Source organism: Parcubacteria group bacterium CG10_big_fil_rev_8_21_14_0_10_36_14, assembly GCA_002772895.1.
Classification (GTDB): Bacteria; Patescibacteriota; Patescibacteriia.
In genome coordinates this window covers 1179-2019 of record PFCS01000057.1, presented here as the reverse complement: position 1 = coordinate 2019, position 841 = coordinate 1179, and the positions used below count along the sequence as shown (strand labels likewise).

Sequence of the window (841 nt, the reverse complement as noted above, 5' to 3'; positions counted from 1 at the left end):
ACTGACGGCTATCCTAAATGTCTGACCAAAAAATTTATTTTTGTCCAGCCACTTCGGATAGCCGCCGCCCATTATGTGAAATTTTTTGGACGGAAATTTTCGAATGTTTTTTAAATACATACTAACCTAATCACAATATGTTAATTCAATTTTTACAAAAAAATAAGTTTTTCAGGAAAATTATTTACAAAGCTGGAGATATAAGAGCCAGAGATATGGTCAAGAAAATCCAATCTTTTCTGGACAAAAAGGATCTGATACTAGACATTGGTTCTGGCACTTGCAATGTTTGTGAAATTTTATCCAATAAAGGATATAAAATTACCCCGTTGGATGTTCAAAATTTGAGCTTTGTAAATAACATGAAGCCAGTTATCTATGATGGAAACAAGATTCCATTTAATGATAATAGGTTTGATAAATCTTTGATATTGACTGTTTTGCACCATACTCCTGAACCCGAAAAAATTTTATATGAAGCAAAACGTGTTTCGAAAAAGATCATTATCATAGAGGATATTTACGTTAACTGGCTTCATAAATATGTAACTTATTTTTTTGATAGCTTACTTAATTTGGAATTTGCAGGACACCCACATACCAATAAAGACGACAAGCAATGGAAAAAAACATTCGAAAAATTGGGTTTAAAACTTATTGATGTAAAATATAACTATTCACTCTTGGTTTTCAAGCATGCTACATATTATCTTGAAAAATAAATTTCCGTCCAAAAAACTCTGCGGATTTCTTTCAGAAATCCTTGCCCCGCTGCGCTCTCGCTTCACTTCGTTACGCTCGGGACACATAACAAGGGATATACGGTTCGGGGCTCAGCTCG

The 841-nt window shown here is 33.7% G+C and carries 1 protein-coding gene; it reads left to right on the top strand.

What is annotated here, in order from left to right; translation table 11 throughout:
- Positions 1-137 precede the first annotated feature (137 nt).
- Entirely contained in the window at positions 138-722 is a 585-nt protein-coding gene (locus COU51_04485; GenBank protein PIR66316.1) for an SAM-dependent methyltransferase, read from the top strand.
- Positions 723-841 lie beyond the last annotated feature (119 nt).

Excerpts from the sequence above, each read along its gene's own strand:
- COU51_04485 (PIR66316.1), top strand. The coding sequence starts at position 138 with ATGTTAATTCAATTTTTACAAAAAAATAAGTTTTTCAGGAAAATTATT.